Source organism: Bradyrhizobium erythrophlei (assembly GCF_900129425.1).
GTDB classification, from domain to species: Bacteria; Pseudomonadota; Alphaproteobacteria; order Rhizobiales; family Xanthobacteraceae; genus Bradyrhizobium; species Bradyrhizobium erythrophlei_C.
In genome coordinates, this window is the sequence record NZ_LT670817.1 from 8,920,282 (window position 1) to 8,935,160 (window position 14,879).

The following is a 14,879-nucleotide window of genomic DNA, read 5'->3' on the forward strand; positions in this document are numbered from 1 at the left end:
AAGCAATTGAAGAAGCGACCAACATATATTGGCTAACTGGCGTCGGCGCATCCACCTCCGGGGTGAAGAGGAAAGGAACCGCCAATGGCCGACAATACATTCACCCCCACTCGAAGCTGGTTGTTCACCCCAGCAACCCGTCCGGATCGCTTCGCAAAAGCTTCCGCAGTCAGTGCCGATGTTATCATCCTCGACCTTGAGGATGCCGTCGCTCCCAACGACAAGGATAGGGCGCGCGCCACGGCCCTTGATTTTCTGCGGTCGGGCAAGACGGACGGCGTGCGCCGTGCGCTGCGCATCAATGGGCTCGATACCCGCGCCGGCATTGCCGACCTCAATGCGCTGCTCGAAACCGGTGCCGCGCCCGACTACCTGGTGCTGCCCAAGACCGAGAGCGCCGGCCATCTTCAAATCCTCGACCGCCTGCTGACCGCAGCGGGCAAGGACACCCGGCTCATCGGCCTGATCGAGAGCGCGCGCGGCCTCGCCGCGGTGGAGGCGATCGCGGCCGCGACGACGCGGCTCACGGGCCTGATGCTGGGCGCCGGCGACATGGCCGCCGACCTCGGGTCGGTCACGGCATGGGCGCCGCTCGCCTTCGCACGCGGCCGGCTGATCGCGGCCTGTGCTCTGGTGGGCGTAACGCCGATCGACGCGCCGTTCTTCGAGCTGCACGACGACGCCGGCCTGAAGCAGGAGGTCGCCGCCGCGGTGGCGCTCGGCTTCGCGGCCAAGGCTGCCATCCATCCCGCGCAGATAGCGGCGATCAACGCGGCGCTGACGCCAAGCGCCGAGGCGGTCGACAAGGCCCGCGCCATCCTCGCGGAGAACGCCAAGGGCGTCGGTACCGTCGAGGGCCAGATGATCGATGAGGCGATCGCCCGCAAGGCGCGCCGCACGCTTGCCGCGGCTGGGCTCGAAGCCTGAAGCGACAACCGATTTCTCAACCCAACCTGCTGAAGGAGCACTGCAATGGAAAACATTCTGGCCGCCTACAAAACCGTCGGCGAACGCCGCTACCGCGAAACCTCAGGCCTCTACTGGGAAGATTTCGAGCCCGGCGATGTGTTCGAGCATCGCCCCGGCCGCACCGTACTCGATGTCGACAACACCTATTTCACCCTGCTGACCCTCAATATCCAGCAGGTGCACTTCGACGCGGCCTACGCGGCCAAGACGGAGTGGAAGAAGATGCTGGTCGACTCGACCTTCACCCTCGCGCTGCTCACCGGAATGAGCGTGCGCACGGTGAGTGCCAAGGTCGTCGCCAATCTCGGCTGGGACAAGGTCAAGGCCACCAATCCCGTTTTCGCCGGTGATACGCTCTATGCCGAGAGCACCGTACTTCACAAGCGCGAGTCCAAGAGCCGTCCGACTCAGGGGATCGTCACCGTCTCCACCCGCGGCATCAACCAGGACGGCGTCGAGGTGATGAGCTTCGAGCGCACCATGCTCGTCCATCGCCGCGGCCACTCGCCCGAAGAAGCCGCCAACTACTGATCACAGCAAACAGAGGAGATACGACAATGGATGTCGACTCGTTTTACCAATCGAAATTGACCACGCCCGACCAGGCCGTGGCATCCATTCCCGCCGGGTCCAAGCTTTCCATGGGCATGGCGATGGCGGAGCCGCCGGCACTGCTGAAGGCGCTGGCGGATCGCGCCGAGGCCGGCGGGATCCAGGACCTGAAGGTCTACTATTTCGAGTCCAATCGCATCGCTGGGGACACCATTCTTCGCTACGAACTGAACGACCGCATAAGCCCCTATTGCATGTTCATTTCGGGCGTCGAACGGGCGCTGATCAAGCGCGGCATGCAGGATGGCGGGCGGAAACTGATCAACTACGTGCCCAACAACTTCCACCAGACGCCCCGGCTGCTGATCGACGAGATTGGCATCGACACGTTCATCTGCACGGTCTCGCTGATGGACCGGCACGGCTATTTCAGCTTCGGCACCGGCAACGACTATTCGACCAAGGTCGCGCGCGCGGCCAAGCGCCTGATCGTCGAGGTCAACGAGAACATGCCGCGGGTCAATGGCGCCGGCGCCGAGCTGCACGTGTCGGAGGTCGACGCGATCGTCGCGAACAACGTCCCGCTTCTTGAACTGCCGGTCCGCGCACCGACGCGCGAGGACGAGGTGATCGGCCGCACGATCGCCGGCCTCGTGCCCAACGGCGCCTGCCTGCAGATGGGCGTCGGTGCTCTGCCTAACCTCGTCTGCGCCGAGCTTAAGGGCCGCAACGACCTCGGCATCCACACCGAAGCGTTGAACCCCGGGCTGGTCGACCTCATCCGCGCCGGCGTGGTCACCAATCGCCGCAAGGCGATCGACCGCGGCAAGACCGTCTTCACCTTCGCCATGGGGCAGAAGGCGATGTACGACTTCCTCAACGACAATCCGGCGGTCGAGAGCGCGCCGGTCGATTATGTCAACGATCCGCACATCATCGCGCAGAACGACAACGTCATCTCGATCAATGCGACGATCCAGATCGACCTGACCGGCGCTTGCAACTCCGAGCACATGCTCGGCCACCAATATAGCGCGTCGGGCGGCCAGCTCGACTTCGTGCGCGGCGCCTTCGCGTCAAAGGGCGGCAAATCGATCATTGCAGCACGCTCGACAGCGGCGAAAGGGAAGGTCTCGCGCATCGTCGCCCGGCTCGACGGGCCGGTCACCACGCCGCGTATCGACAGCCATCACATCGTTACCGAGTTCGGAGCGGTGAACCTCAAGGGCCTGTCCTCGACCGAGCGCGCGCTCAGGCTGATCGAGCTCGCCCATCCCGAATTCCACGACGGACTGAGGGAAGCCGCCAAACAGCAGCATCTGATCTAAGGAGAAACAAGCCATGAGCACGCAGAATAAAGATCATCCATCCCTTCTTGTACGGGAGGGCGATGCGACGTCGGGCCTGTCGAGGCGTCATTTCATTGGAGCGACCGCCGTCGCGGTCGGCGGGCTGCTCACCGGCGGCGGCGCCGCGCTGGCAGACGAGCGAGCCGCCAAGGAGGCGCCTGCCGCGGCCAAGCCGAGCGGGCTGGAGAAACGGACGCAGGTCGAGGCCCTCGCCAGCTATGCTGCCCGCGCCAGATTCGACGATCTCTCGGTGGCGTCGCGCAAGCAGCTGCCCATCCATATCCTCGACTGCCTCGGGTGCTGCATCGCAGCCCTCGGAGCGGGCCCCATTCAGGCCTGTCGCGAGCAGGTCTCGGAATTCGGCGGCGCCGGCCCCTGCACGCTGATCGGCGGTGGCAAGGCGAACCCAATCTACGCCGCGTTCTGGAACACCGCGCTCGTCCGTTACGTCGATTTCATGGACAACTTCCTGGCTCAATCCGAAACCTGCCACACGGCCGATAATTTCGGCGTGGCGCTCACCATCGCCGACTATGTCGGGGCGAGTGGCCGCGACCTGATGCTCGGCGTGGCGCTGGGCTACACGGTTCAGTCGCGCTTCGTCGATCACGCGAATTTCATGACCCGCGGGTTCGACCACACAACGCAACTGGCCTTCTCGCACAACGCCGCCGGCGGCCGGCTACTCGGCTTGAGCGAAAAGCAGATTGCCCACGCGATAGCGATGGCCGCGGTCAGCGATGCGTCCTTCGCCGTCGTGCGGGCCAAGCCGCTGTCGCAGTGGAAAGGCCTGGCCTCGGCGCAGTCGGCGCTCGGCGCGATGAACACGCTGTTTCTCGCGCGACGCGGCGTTGAGGGGCCACTGCAAGTGATCGAGGGCCCATTTGGCATCGACCATCTGTTGGGGATAACGATCGATATCGACTGGGACAATCAGGGTTACGAAGGCGTGGTGGAGAGCACCATCAAGAAATATAATGCCGTGATCCATTCGCAATCCGCCATCTACTGCATGGTCGAGCTCGCCAAGAAGCACCAGATCGATCCCACCAAGGTTGCATCGATCGAGGCGGAGGTGTTCCAGCTTTGCTACGACTTTGCCGGCGGCGGCCTCTACGGCACGGACAAGGTCATCCGAACCAAGGAGGAGGCCGATCACAGCCTGTCCTACTTGCTTTCGGTCGCGCTCATTGATGGCGACGTCACGCCGGCGCAATTCACGCCGGAGCGCATCGCCAGGGCCGACGTGCAGACGCTGTTGAAGAAAGAGACGACCCGGCCGAGCGCTGCATACACGGCCCTTTATCCCCGGAAGATGCCCGCCAAGGTCACTGTCCGGCTGCAGGACGGGAGCGTGATCGAGCACGAAGTCCAGGACTATCCAGGTCTCGCGTCCCGGCCCTTCACGTGGGAGGAATCCGTTGCAAAGTTCGACACGCTCGTGGCCGGCCGCATCGACCAAGGGCTCTGCCGGGAAATCAAGGAAGCTGTGCAGTCGCTCGAAACCATCCAAGCGAGGGACCTGACGAACCTGCTGGGTAGGTCCTCATGAACCGGATGCGCGATGAAATCTCGTCGTTGCATGCGCCCCCAGTGAGGAAACGCGCTTCACGGACCTTGAAGCGGCTGCCATCAGGTCTTGCCACCCGACGGGCAAATCAGTGCATGGTTGTCCAGCCCCTCGAGAAAAAATATTCTGGTTTTCCGAAGACCCAAATCACCGCTATATACGTGGCGTCCCGTCCCACACAGAGGGGCGTTTCGCGATCGTCACGGACGTTGGAGCGGGATGCGGTGGACGCGAAGGTGTCTTTGACGAACGACACTGACGCGGACGGCGAAGTCGTGTGGTCCTGACGCCTCGACGCAGGCGTCAAGCTGGCGAGGTTTTTTCGCCAGTGACGGTGTCAACAAGCCGATCACCGGGGAGAGCACGTATAAGCCGTAAACCATTGCGCGGGGAATGCCGGGTGATTCCGGTGTGACCTGACTACGCGTGTGCGCTCTACCACTACCCCTGCACGCGCGGCGGCGGGCGCATCGGGCGCCCGGCATTCCCTGCGCCCTCTGATTGCAGAGGGCGGAACGAGCCGGCCAAACCTCGCGCAACACATGCGGCGAGATCGCGAACTCGTATCTTGCCGTCATTGCGAGGAGCGAAGCGACGAAGCAATCCACTCTTTCTTATTGTAGCCCCATGGATTGCTTCGCTTCGCTCGCGATGACACTCAACCGTCGTCACCCGCGAAGGCGGGTGACCCAGTATTCCAGAGACGCCAGTGATTGAATCGACAAGCCGCAGCGTACTGGATGCCCCGCATTCGCGGGGCATGACGACCTTGGCAGGGCTTTCGCAGGGACGATCAGCATTGCTTGCGAAGAGCGCTCACCGCTCGCGGCGGGTCGATCTGCTCCAGTTTTTCAGCGACGACCAGACGCCGCGCGAGAGGCGGAAGCAGTCGACCGGGGTCGACGACCCCAGCGCCTCGAAGCGATGCAGCTCGACGCCGCTCCACTGGAAGCCGCACTTTTCCAGGATGTTGCGCGACGACGGGTTGGTGACCCGCGCGCCGGAGATCAACTGCTCGACCTCGAATTCCTCGAAGGTGAAATCGATTGCCGCGCGCGCCGCTTCGGTACCGAAACCCTGGCCCCAATGCTCGACGCCGAGCCAGTAGCCGAGTTCCGGTGCGCCCTGCTGGCGCCAGTCGACGCCGACGACACCGATCGGGGTGTAATTGTTTTCGATCAGGAACACGGTGCCGCGATGGTCGCTCGCCAGAGCGCGCACGAACTCGATGGCATGGTCCTGGGAATAGGGATGCGGCATGCGGCGGGTGTTCTCGGCGATCCGGCGGTCGTTTGCGAGGCGCGCGATCGCTTTTACGTCCGCGAGCGTCGGCCTGCGCAACGTCAGCCGTTCCGTCTCGAGGACGCTGGGACTTGCCCCGCGCAAGGAGGGACTAGGGATATCCTGCAACATGTCGGGCTCCTGTATGCGACAACAAAACGCAACTTTTGCGGAACGCACGCAACAAAAAAGAGAGGCCGGTTTCCCGCCTCCCCTTTGGAGCCTTCTTGAGCTCCGCCGGTTCACAGGACCCGGCGGACTCATTTTGTCCACCGTTTACTCGGCCGCGGCTTCCATCATCGGAACCACCGATACGAAAGTGCGGCCGTTGGCTTTTGCACGAAACTCGACATGGCCTTCGACCTTGGCGAAGAGAGTATGGTCAGTGCCCATGCCGACATTAAGGCCGGGATGCCAGGTGGTGCCGCGCTGACGCGCAATGATGTTTCCTGGAATCACGTGCTCTCCGCCATAGGCCTTGATCCCGAGCCGCTTGCCCGCCGAATCCCGCCCGTTTCGCGATGAACCGCCTGCTTTTTTGTGAGCCATAGCCCGTCTCCAACGTCGTCGTATTTCTAGATCAATTCCTTGACGGAATCATTTCATTTTTTGTCACGCGATCGTTTTCGCGCTTCACTTTTTCTTGGCCGGCGCCTTCTTGGCGTCGGGCCTGGCGCGCGGCTTTGCCGCGGCCTTTTTGGCAACCGCTTTCTTGGCGGGGGCCTTTTTCTTCGCGGCCACCGGCGCCTCGTCATCGCCGTCCGCGGGGGCGGCAACCACCGGCTTCTCCCGCTTCGGGCGCGGACCGATGGTCGGCTTGTTGTCGTTGGTCAGGATCTCGGTGATGCGCAGCACCGTGATCTCGTCGCGATAGCCGCGCTTGCGGCGCGAATTCTTGCGGCGGCGCTTCTTGAACGAGATCACCTTCGGACCGCGCTTGTGCTGCAGCACTTCGGCCGCCACGCTCGCGCCCGCCACCGTGGGCGCGCCGAGCACCGGCGATTCCCCGCCGACCAGCAAAACCTCGCCAAGCTGCACGATCGTCCCGACATCGCCGGCGATCTTGCCTATCTCGAGCACATCATCCGGAACGACGCGGTATTGCCGGCCGCCGGTTTTGATGACTGCGAACATCGTTTAATTCCTTCGTGTTCGATCCCGGCCTCGGACAGGTCCGGGCCGGCTTTTTCTTCAGTCGTTATGGATTCAATTTCCGCGCGATCGGGGGAGCGATCCCTTAGATCCACGCAAAAACAAGCGGCGCGAGGAAATCCCGCGCCGGGTGCGGGTCTTATAGCCCGGAAGCGCCCCGAGTCAAGGCAAAGCCGCCCAAAAGCAGCCGAAACATCAGGGATTTGGCGTATTTTGCGTCAGCCCGGCCTGTTTAATCTCCCCTGTGAAACCAATGGGTTCCCTCGCCGTTGTCCCCCCGAATTCGGACCGGGCAAGGGGCAAAATGGCTGAAGACACACTGACGACCTCCGGCATCGGCAGGCACGGCGCAATTCGCTTGCCTTCGGTGGACGTGGACAGTTTCAATATCGAATTGAAGGATGACGACGGCTTTCTGGGCGACCGCGCCAGCAAGGGCGCGTTCCGCAAAATCCTGGACGCGTTGCGTAAGCCGCTGAAGAAGAACGGTGAGGATCCCCTCGGCAGCAAATCCGCCGAGGCCATCGCCAAAAGCACGCTCGACGAGGCTTTGGTGGGCGACGACATCCACGCCGCCGCGCTGGTGCATGGAGCGATCGAGGAATTCGCCCAGGAATTGGCCTATGTGACGCAGCGGTTCCTCAAGACCAAGGCGTGGGCCGATACCGAACGCATCGTGGTCGGCGGCGGCTTTCGCCAGAGCCGGGTCGGCGAACTCGCCATCGCGCGCACCGATATCATTCTCAAAGGCGAAGACTTCAAGGTCGATCTGGTGCCGATCCGCTTCGATCCCGATGAGGCCGGCCTGATCGGCTGCCTGCATCTGGCGCCCTCATGGATCTTCGAAGCCCATGACAGCATCCTCGCGGTCGATATCGGCGGCACCAACATCCGCTGCGGCGTGGTCGAGACCCGCTGGAAGAAAGCGCCCGACCTGTCGAAGGCAGCGGTCTGGAAGTCCGAACTCTGGCGCCATGCCAATGACGAGCCGACCCGGGAAGGCGCGGTCAAGCGTCTGGTCAAGATGCTGAAAAGCCTGATTGAAGCGGCCGATGCCGAGGGCTTAAGGCTCGCGCCGTTCATCGGGATCGCCTGTCCGGGCGTGATCAACGAGGATGGTTCGATCGAGAAGGGCGCGCAGAACCTGCCGGGCAACTGGGAAAGCAGCAAGTTCAACCTGCCGGCGAGCCTGGTCGAGGCGATCCCGCAGATCGGCGATCACGATACCGCGGTGCTGATGCACAATGACGGCGTGGCGCAGGGCCTTTCCGAGGTGCCGTTCATGCAGGACGTCGAGCACTGGGGCGTGCTGACCATCGGTACCGGGCTCGGCAATGCGCGCTTTACCAATCGCCGGAAGGACAAGGATAAAGACAATGACAAGGACGACAAAAAGGACAAAGATGAGAAGAAAGACAGGAAAAACAAGGATTGAGGCTCGCCTGCCCGGTAACCTTGAATGGTTAGGTTAAAACGCAGATCGCGTTGCCGATCATGCGCGGATCGCTACCGTCAAACCGTCGCTCAGGTTGGCCAGCGAAGCCGCACTTCCCGGCCACAATTTCAATGACGCGACACGGGACCGCCGGTTTTTATCGCGTCTGGCGGTCCCACCCTTTTTAATAGCCGTTAAACCGCCCAGGGAATTTCTCGCGTCCCGCGCCTTGTCTGCCCCGCCGTCCTCGCCTAGAACTCGCCCGACCGCGGCGAAGCCCGCCCGTTAATGGCGCCTGGAGAGGTGGCAGAGTGGTCGAATGCACCGCACTCGAAATGCGGCATAGGTGCAAGCCTATCGGGGGTTCGAATCCCTCCCTCTCCGCCAGACCCTAGGTCAAACTTGTGCGCCGATTGACCAACAGCCGCTAGACCTTGTCCAAGAGAGAAATCGCTTTATCCGGGAGAGAAATATCGGCCGTTAGGTTGGCCTGCAAGTGTTCGACGCTCGATCTTGCGCACTTGCGCAGTGTTGGGCGTGGTCCTAGTTTTAGCTCGGCGTGGAGTTCGCGCCAAACTTCTTGGGAGGATGGAATGACCTGGAAGACCCCTAAAATTGTCGAAGTACCAGTAGGCATGGAAATCAACATGTACGCCTGCGCTGCGCGCAAATAGACTCGAATCCAAACGATCGGCCCGGCTCGACGACAATTCTTGCGTCGAGCCGCGGCAGGCTCGGGCGTCCCGATACCACGCCATCAGTTCGCGCAAGCGGCCCCTTAAGTTCGTGCACCGGGCGTTGATGTGGGAGAGCATGTGCCAGCGAGGCTGTTCGTCGCGCCGAAGCGGAAGCTCTATTCGCAAGGAAAGTTCTGCAACAGACCGCCGTGCTGCGCTTTGTGAATCGCAGACGGAACAACTCCGAAATACTTCCGGAATACGCGGCTGAAGTGTGATGAACTCGAAAAGCCCCACGAAAATGCGACGTCCGTGATGGTTTTTCCGGCCTGGGTCTCCAGCTCCTGACGGCAATTCTGCAATCTTGCGTGCTGGATATAGTCGCTGATGGTGGTGCCCCTGTCGCTGAACAACATGTGCAGATAGCGCTTGGTGCAGTTCAATGCCGCCGAGATCTGGTCGATCGAAAGATCCGGGTCGCGCAGATGTTCGCGGATGAAGAACTGCGCCCGGACATACATCGCCTCGGGTCCGACACGATTGAACGTCGCGTCGGGGTCGCGGAGTGGCAACAGCAGGAGATCAATCAGCGAATCAGCTACCCCGATCGCATTGTTCGGCGACAGCTTGGTCGCTTCGTCGAACGCGGCATGGACAAAGTTATAGGCGATCCGGCCGGTTCCGGTGCGGGCCGAGAGTTTGCACGCCGACATCTTCGCCAAGCGGAAGCCGCGTTCCTGCAGCAGTTCCCTCGGCACGATGACAACCTCGTGTCGCGTCTGCGTCGAGCTGACTATCGTGTGCGGACAGGATACATCGTAGGCGAGACAGTCGCCGGGCATCAGCTCGATGCGGCGGCCACCCTGCTCGAAATGCGAAATCCCGTAAGTCTGAAAATGTATTTTGACGAACGGATGACCGCCCGGTTTTGCGCCTGAAGCGATATGCGCAAGCCGATGCTGGCTCGCCTCGATCTGACAGAGCTTTAGCTTCGAAACCGTCGTGTAGTTGATCCGACCTTCGAAAGACGACGCCTCCAGCGGATCGATGTCGAACTGGCCGCAAAGATCGGTCAGTGCATCTGACCAACATTGGATCTGCTTCTTCGGCGCTAATCCGGAAGTGGTAAGTGAGCGGACCGTGTCGGACATTATCCAGCCACCGATTCGAGATCAAAACATGACCCCTTGCCGCGAGAGACCCCCGGGGCGAGGATGTTTGCCTCAATTTAAGGCGATTATTGGGGTTTGAGCGACGCTCCTCCTAACATCCCTTCGATAATCGTCCGACTTAGTTTCGGCGCCGTCAAGGGGAACCTTGATCAAGGAGTTCTGCGTTACGGACGGTTGACGCTTTGCAGCATGGAGGCGCGCCGCCAGCGAAAGTCATGGGCGCTGGTTAAAAAGTTCGCTGTGTTCGCTTTCGCGCAAACCCGCTTCCCTCTTGGGCAAGTTTCCTATTTCCGAACCGGGTAGGGATACCAGTGAAGAAAACTGAAAGGGGCCGTTTTTGCGGAACCCTTCGCTCACAATTGGGAGGATTCACTATGCGCAGGGTGCTATTCGCTACCGGCCTTGGCCTCATTGCTTTACACGTATTTGCGGCACGCGCCGACGAAGCGCTGGACAAGGCCGCCAAGGACCCCAAGCAATGGGCGATGCAGCAAGGCGACAACGCCAATACGCGCTATTCCAAGCTCAATCAGATCACCTCATCCAACGTCAAGAAGCTGCAGGTCGCCTGGACGTTTTCAACCGGCGTGCTGCGCGGTCACGAAGGCGGACCGCTGGTGATTGGCGACGTGATGTATGTCCACACGCCGTTTCCAAATACGGTGTATGCGCTTGACCTGAACAATGAAGGCAAGATCCTCTGGAAGTATGAACCGCGGCAGGATCCCAACGTCATCCCGATCATGTGCTGCGACACCGTCAATCGCGGCGTTGCCTATGCCGACGGCAAGATCTTCCTGCATCAGGCCGATACCACGCTGGTCGCGCTCGACGCCAAGACTGGAACGCCGGTCTGGTCGGTGATGGACGGCGAGGCCGGCAAGGGCCAGTCCGGTACCGACGCGCCGTTCATATTCAAGGACAAGGTTCTGGTCGGCGTTTCCGGCGGCGAATTCGGCGTTCGCGGCTGGGTCAGCGCTTACAACATCAAGGACGGCAAGCTGGTCTGGCGCGGCTATTCGGAAGGGCCGGACTCCGACACGCTGATCGATCCGGACAAGACGACGTCGCTCGGCAAGCCGGTCGGGCCTGATTCATCGACCTCCACCTGGCAGGGCGATCAATGGAAGATCGGCGGCGGCGCCACATGGGGCTGGTACTCCTACGATCCCGAGTTGAACCTCGTCTATTACGGTTCGGGCAATCCCTCGACCTGGAACCCGGTGCAACGCCCCGGTGACAACAGGTGGTCGATGTCGATCTGGGCGCGCGACCTCGATACCGGCAAGGTCAAATGGATCTACCAGATGACCCCGCACGACGAATGGGACTTCGACGGCGTCAACGAAATGATCCTCACCGATCAGACCATCGGCGGCACCCCGAGGAAGCTGCTGACCCATTTCGACCGCAACGGCTTCGGCTACACGCTCGATCGGGCGACCGGCGAATTGCTGGTCGCGCAGAAATTCGATCCGGTGGTGAACTGGGCGACCAAGGTCGACATGGACAAGTCGTCCAAGACCTACGGCCGGCCGCTGGTCGTCGACGCCTATTCGACCCAGCATAACGGCGAAGACACCAACTCGAAGGGCATCTGCCCGGCGGCACTCGGCACCAAGGACGAACAACCGGCCGCCTATAGCCCGGAGACGCAACTGTTCTACGTGCCGACCAACCATGTCTGCATGGACTATGAGCCCTACAAGGTCGCCTACACGGCCGGTCAGGCCTATGTCGGTGCCGCCGTGGCGATGTATCCGCCCAAAGGCGACAGCAACATGGGCAATTTCATCGCCTGGGACGGCAAGACCGGCAAGATCGTGTGGTCCAACAAGGAGCAGTTCTCCGCCTGGGGCGGCGCCTTGGCAACCGCCGGCAACGTGGTCTTCTACGGCACGCTGGAGGGCTATCTGAAGGCGGTCGATGCCAAGACCGGCAAGGAACTCTACAAGTTCAAGACCCCGTCCGGCATCATCGGCAACGTCATGACCTACGAGCACGGCGGCAAGCAATACATTGCCGTGCTTTCCGGCGTCGGCGGCTGGGCCGGCATCGGCCTGGCGGCCGGTCTGCTGCAGCCTGAAAACGCCGCCGCCTGGCATGGCGCCGTCGACCAGGGCAAGTTGCCGACCAAGGACAAGACCGTCGACACCGCGGGCCTCGGCGCCGTCGGCGGCTATGCGGGCCTGGCGTCCTATACATCGCTGGGCGGGACGTTGACGGTATTCGCCTTGCCGAGCGAATAGGCGCGACGTCACGGTGAGATGACCACAGATCGGCGCGCTGCGCTTTCCGCCGCGCGCCGATTTTTTATCCGCCCCCCAAAACTTCAAAATGCACAAGGACAGTTGCGTGACGATCAATCACTGGAAATTCGCGCTCGTTATCCTGGCGGGCGCCTTCGCCGGCACGGCCGCCCATGCTGACGGGTCGGGCGATCCGGCGGTGGCTTCATCCGACAATGGCAAGTATGCGGACAAGGACGGCAACCCGACCTACAAAATCAGTCCGGACGGAACCGTCGACTGGTACACGTTCTCCGGCTTCCGCCGCTATCATTCCGACTGCCATGTTTGTCATGGGCCCAACGGCGAGGGATCGAGCTACGCGCCGGCACTGGCGAATTCACTGAAGACGCTGAGCTACGCCGACTTCGTCAATATCGTCACCAACGGCCGCAAGAACGTCGACGCCGCCAACGACAAGGTGATGCCGTCGTTCGCGACCAACGTCAACGTGATGTGCTACATGGACGACATCTACGTGTATCTGCGCGCCCGCGCCAACGATGCCATTCCGGGCGGCCGTCCGCCCAGCCACGAAGACAAACCGGAAGCGGCCAAGCAGGCCGAGGACAGCTGTACGGGGATCAAATGATTGCGTGGGAAAGTCGTGAATGAGCGTAGCGCGGATGACGACATGTTTGTGGTGTTAAAGAGCGCAACAGGAGTACAAGATGAAGACACGTGCCGCTGTCGCGTTCCAGGCAAAGAAGCCGCTTGAAATCGTCGAGATCGATCTGGAGGGCCCCAAGGCCGGCGAAGTCCTTGTCGAGATCAAGGCGACGGGAATTTGCCACACCGATGCCTATACGCTCGACGGATTCGACAGCGAGGGAATTTTCCCCTCGATCCTCGGCCACGAGGGTGCCGGCATCGTCCGGGAGGTGGGAGCCGGCGTCACTTCGGTCAAGCCGGGCGATCATGTGATCCCGCTTTACACGCCCGAATGCCGCCAGTGCAAAAGCTGTCTCAGCCAAAAGACCAACCTGTGCACCGCCATCCGCGCGACGCAGGGCAAGGGCCTGATGCCCGACGGCACGTCGCGCTTCAGCTACAAGGGCCAGCCGGTGTTCCACTACATGGGCTGCTCGACCTTCTCGAATTTCACCGTGCTGCCGGAGATCGCCGTCGCCAAGATCCGCGAGGACGCGCCGTTCGACAAGAGCTGCTATATCGGCTGCGGCGTCACCACGGGTGTCGGCGCGGTGGTGAATACGGCCAAGGTCACGCCGGGCGCCAACGTGGTCGTGTTCGGGCTCGGCGGCATCGGGCTCAACGTCATCCAGGGCGCGCGGATGGTCGGCGCCGACAAGATCGTCGGGGTCGATCTCAATGACTCCAAGGAGGAATGGGGCCGCCGCTTCGGCATGACCCATTTCGTCAATCCGAAAAAGATCGACGGCGATATCGTCCAGCACCTCGTCACGCTGACCGACGGCGGCGCCGACTACACCTTCGACTGCACCGGCAATACCACCGTGATGCGCCAGGCGCTGGAAGCCTGTCATCGCGGCTGGGGCGTCTCGGTCGTGATCGGGGTAGCGGAATCCGGCAAGGAAATTGCCACCCGGCCATTCCAGCTCGTGACCGGCCGGGTCTGGAAGGGCACGGCGTTCGGCGGCGCCCGCGGCCGGACCGATGTTCCGAAGATCGTCGACTGGTACATGACCGGGAAGATCCAGATCGATCCGATGATTACCCATGTCCTCAAGCTGGACGAGATCAACAAGGGGTTCGACTTGATGCATGAAGGCAAGTCGATCCGTTCGGTCGTCGTGTTCTAAATCAAAGTCACGTTCTAAGACAAAGTCACGTTCTAAAGCAAAGACGTCAAACACAAGGAGGATAGGCCTATGACCGTTCATATCCACCCATCGGTTGACAGCGGAGTCAAGAAGGGTTCAGGCAGCTTTGCCGGCGGAACCCTGGTCTGCAAATGCAAGGACAAGCAGGTCAAGGTCGGCATCAAGGGCGACGTCGCCCACAACCATGCCTGCGGCTGCACCAAGTGCTGGAAGCCGGACGGGGCGATCTTTTCGGTGGTCGCCGTGGTGCCGCGGGACAACGTGACCGTTCTCGAGAACGGCGACAAGCTTCACATCATCGATGCCTCGGCGACGATCCAGCGGCATGCCTGCAAGGGTTGCGGCACGCATATGTACGGCCGGATCGAGAACAAGGCGCATCCGTTCTACGGACTGGACTTCATCCACCCCGAACTGTTCCAGGAAACCGGCTCTGCCGCTCCGGGATTTGCCGCGTTTGTGTCATCGGTGATCGAGTCCGGCGTCGACCCCGCAGAGATGGACGGCATCCGCTCGCGTCTTAGGGAAATCGGACTGGAACCCTATGATTGCTTGTCGCCAGCCCTGATGGATGCGATCGCCACCCACGTGGCGAAAGCAAAAGCCAAGGCGGCCTGATCCAAGCGCTCCCG

Annotated in this window: 14 protein-coding genes and 1 tRNA gene; 11 read left to right on the plus strand and 4 right to left on the minus strand. The window is 61.7% G+C overall.

All coding sequences use genetic code 11. The features are described 5' to 3' along the window. Positions 1 to 84: 84 nt before the first annotated feature. From ripC to B5527_RS42465, 4 genes are read left to right on the plus strand one after another with little or no spacing between them, the layout of a single operon-like run. Entirely contained in the window at positions 85 to 927 is an 843-nt protein-coding gene (gene ripC / locus B5527_RS42450) for an itaconate degradation C-C-lyase RipC (RefSeq protein WP_079606813.1), read from the plus strand. Between the two features lie 45 nt (positions 928 to 972). Further along, positions 973 to 1,500 carry a (R)-specific enoyl-CoA hydratase RipB/Ich gene (gene ripB / locus B5527_RS42455; protein ID WP_079606814.1) on the plus strand — a complete coding sequence of 176 codons (528 nt, stop codon included), beginning with the start codon at positions 973 to 975 and terminating at the stop codon, positions 1,498 to 1,500. A gap of 26 nt (positions 1,501 to 1,526) precedes the next feature. Next, on the plus strand, positions 1,527 to 2,849 hold the full coding sequence (locus B5527_RS42460; protein WP_079606815.1) for an acetyl-CoA hydrolase/transferase family protein: 1,323 nt from the start codon (positions 1,527 to 1,529) through the stop codon (positions 2,847 to 2,849). Between the two features lie 13 nt (positions 2,850 to 2,862). Beyond that, positions 2,863 to 4,422, plus strand: coding sequence for an MmgE/PrpD family protein (locus B5527_RS42465; protein WP_197689253.1), 1,560 nt, complete (start codon positions 2,863 to 2,865; stop codon positions 4,420 to 4,422). Between the two features lie 834 nt (positions 4,423 to 5,256). Here the strand turns inward: B5527_RS42465 and B5527_RS42475 are convergent. The 3 genes from B5527_RS42475 to rplU all read right to left on the minus strand — a co-directional run bounded on the left by B5527_RS42475 (position 5,257) and on the right by rplU (position 6,855). Further along, complete coding sequence (locus B5527_RS42475; RefSeq protein WP_079606817.1) at positions 5,257 to 5,853, minus strand: GNAT family N-acetyltransferase; 597 nt, start codon at positions 5,851 to 5,853, stop codon at positions 5,257 to 5,259. Positions 5,854 to 5,997: 144 nt separating this feature from the next. Further along, positions 5,998 to 6,270 (minus strand): 50S ribosomal protein L27, encoded by a 273-nt coding sequence (rpmA, locus tag B5527_RS42480; protein WP_079606818.1) that lies wholly within the window; start codon positions 6,268 to 6,270, stop codon positions 5,998 to 6,000. A gap of 84 nt (positions 6,271 to 6,354) precedes the next feature. Next, positions 6,355 to 6,855, minus strand: a complete 501-nt coding sequence (gene rplU, locus B5527_RS42485) for a 50S ribosomal protein L21 (RefSeq protein WP_079606819.1) — start codon at positions 6,853 to 6,855, stop codon at positions 6,355 to 6,357. 322 nt (positions 6,856 to 7,177) lie between these two features. Between rplU and B5527_RS42490 the strand changes: the two genes are divergently transcribed. The 3 genes from B5527_RS42490 to pqqA all read left to right on the plus strand — a co-directional run bounded on the left by B5527_RS42490 (position 7,178) and on the right by pqqA (position 8,982). Continuing rightward, positions 7,178 to 8,308 carry an ROK family protein gene (locus B5527_RS42490; protein ID WP_079606820.1) on the plus strand — a complete coding sequence of 377 codons (1,131 nt, stop codon included), beginning with the start codon at positions 7,178 to 7,180 and terminating at the stop codon, positions 8,306 to 8,308. Positions 8,309 to 8,605: 297 nt separating this feature from the next. Continuing rightward, positions 8,606 to 8,695: transfer RNA gene (locus B5527_RS42495), tRNA-Ser, on the plus strand. A 206-nt stretch (positions 8,696 to 8,901) separates the two neighbouring features. After that, positions 8,902 to 8,982, plus strand: a complete 81-nt coding sequence (gene pqqA / locus B5527_RS42500; protein WP_035721241.1) for a pyrroloquinoline quinone precursor peptide PqqA — start codon at positions 8,902 to 8,904, stop codon at positions 8,980 to 8,982. Between the two features lie 179 nt (positions 8,983 to 9,161). Here pqqA and B5527_RS42505 read toward each other — a convergent pair whose 3' ends face one another. Next, positions 9,162 to 10,136, minus strand: a complete 975-nt coding sequence (locus B5527_RS42505) for a helix-turn-helix domain-containing protein (protein ID WP_079606821.1) — start codon at positions 10,134 to 10,136, stop codon at positions 9,162 to 9,164. Positions 10,137 to 10,531: 395 nt separating this feature from the next. Between B5527_RS42505 and B5527_RS42510 the strand changes: the two genes are divergently transcribed. The 4 genes from B5527_RS42510 to gfa all read left to right on the plus strand — a co-directional run bounded on the left by B5527_RS42510 (position 10,532) and on the right by gfa (position 14,865). Continuing rightward, positions 10,532 to 12,406: a methanol/ethanol family PQQ-dependent dehydrogenase gene (locus tag B5527_RS42510; protein ID WP_079606822.1), complete on the plus strand. Its 1,875-nt coding sequence runs from the start codon at positions 10,532 to 10,534 to the stop codon at positions 12,404 to 12,406. A gap of 106 nt (positions 12,407 to 12,512) precedes the next feature. After that, positions 12,513 to 13,037, plus strand: coding sequence for a c-type cytochrome, methanol metabolism-related (locus B5527_RS42515; RefSeq protein ID WP_425305051.1), 525 nt, complete (start codon positions 12,513 to 12,515; stop codon positions 13,035 to 13,037). A 79-nt stretch (positions 13,038 to 13,116) separates the two neighbouring features. Further along, on the plus strand, positions 13,117 to 14,226 hold the full coding sequence (locus B5527_RS42520) for an S-(hydroxymethyl)glutathione dehydrogenase/class III alcohol dehydrogenase (protein WP_079606824.1): 1,110 nt from the start codon (positions 13,117 to 13,119) through the stop codon (positions 14,224 to 14,226). Between the two features lie 69 nt (positions 14,227 to 14,295). Next, positions 14,296 to 14,865, plus strand: a complete 570-nt coding sequence (gene gfa / locus B5527_RS42525) for an S-(hydroxymethyl)glutathione synthase (RefSeq protein WP_079606825.1) — start codon at positions 14,296 to 14,298, stop codon at positions 14,863 to 14,865. Positions 14,866 to 14,879 lie beyond the last annotated feature (14 nt).

Coding starts and splice junctions, on each gene's coding strand:
- rpmA (WP_079606818.1), bottom strand. CDS start 6,270: ATGGCTCACAAAAAAGCAGGCGGTTCATCGCGAAACGGGCGGGATTCG.
- B5527_RS42520 (WP_079606824.1), top strand. CDS start 13,117: ATGAAGACACGTGCCGCTGTCGCGTTCCAGGCAAAGAAGCCGCTTGAA.
- B5527_RS42505 (WP_079606821.1), bottom strand. CDS start 10,136: ATGTCCGACACGGTCCGCTCACTTACCACTTCCGGATTAGCGCCGAAG.
- B5527_RS42510 (WP_079606822.1), top strand. CDS start 10,532: ATGCGCAGGGTGCTATTCGCTACCGGCCTTGGCCTCATTGCTTTACAC.
- rplU (WP_079606819.1), bottom strand. CDS start 6,855: ATGTTCGCAGTCATCAAAACCGGCGGCCGGCAATACCGCGTCGTTCCG.
- B5527_RS42465 (WP_197689253.1), top strand. CDS start 2,863: ATGAGCACGCAGAATAAAGATCATCCATCCCTTCTTGTACGGGAGGGC.
- ripC (WP_079606813.1), top strand. CDS start 85: ATGGCCGACAATACATTCACCCCCACTCGAAGCTGGTTGTTCACCCCA.
- gfa (WP_079606825.1), top strand. CDS start 14,296: ATGACCGTTCATATCCACCCATCGGTTGACAGCGGAGTCAAGAAGGGT.
- pqqA (WP_035721241.1), top strand. CDS start 8,902: ATGACCTGGAAGACCCCTAAAATTGTCGAAGTACCAGTAGGCATGGAA.
- B5527_RS42490 (WP_079606820.1), top strand. CDS start 7,178: ATGGCTGAAGACACACTGACGACCTCCGGCATCGGCAGGCACGGCGCA.
- ripB (WP_079606814.1), top strand. CDS start 973: ATGGAAAACATTCTGGCCGCCTACAAAACCGTCGGCGAACGCCGCTAC.
- B5527_RS42475 (WP_079606817.1), bottom strand. CDS start 5,853: ATGTTGCAGGATATCCCTAGTCCCTCCTTGCGCGGGGCAAGTCCCAGC.
- B5527_RS42460 (WP_079606815.1), top strand. CDS start 1,527: ATGGATGTCGACTCGTTTTACCAATCGAAATTGACCACGCCCGACCAG.